Raw genomic sequence first — 562 nt, 5'->3', positions numbered from 1 at the left:
GAGTAAACCACGCGAACTACAAAAAAGCCTCTCAGACGAGAGGCTTTTTGTATAGAAACAGTTAACACTAAAAAATCGAACGGCCAATCCGCTCAGAGAGCAGTTCCAGTGCTTTCGTACCCGCCAACGAGTTCCCTGATGCATCAAGTTCTGGAGACCAAACCGCAATGGTCATTTCACCCGGAACCACGGCAATAATGCCGCCACCAACACCAGATTTACCTGGCATACCCACACGGTAAGCAAACTCACCGGCACCATCGTACAAACCACAAGTTGCGAGCAATGCATTCAGTTGCTTCGTTTGTGTTGGTGACACCACTGGCTTGCCCGTTTGCACGGAAGTGCCTTTATTAGCAAGGTAGCTAAAGGTTTTTGCTAAATCCACACAGCTCATCTTTAAAGCACAGGCATGGAAATAGTTTTGCAGCACAGGAATAACCTCGTTTTCGAAGTTCCCGAATGAACGCATTAGGTAAGCAATCGCCGCGTTGCGATCGCCGTGCATCATTTCCGAAGCGGCCACGACTTTGTCGTAGACAATGTGAGTATCACCCGACAG

1 protein-coding gene is annotated in these 562 nt (G+C 48.6%); it reads right to left on the bottom strand.

All coding sequences use genetic code 11. From position 1 onward, the window contains the following. Nucleotides 1–67: 67 nt before the first annotated feature. Nucleotides 68–562, bottom strand: a 495-nt coding sequence (locus R7P74_RS28295) for a glutaminase (protein ID WP_318124006.1), incomplete at its 5' end; no start/stop codon positions are given.

It is taken from the genome of Vibrio sp. 2033, assembly GCF_033339735.1.
Note: the sequence above shows the minus strand (reverse complement) of the source record. Positions and strands in the feature narration are given on the sequence as shown.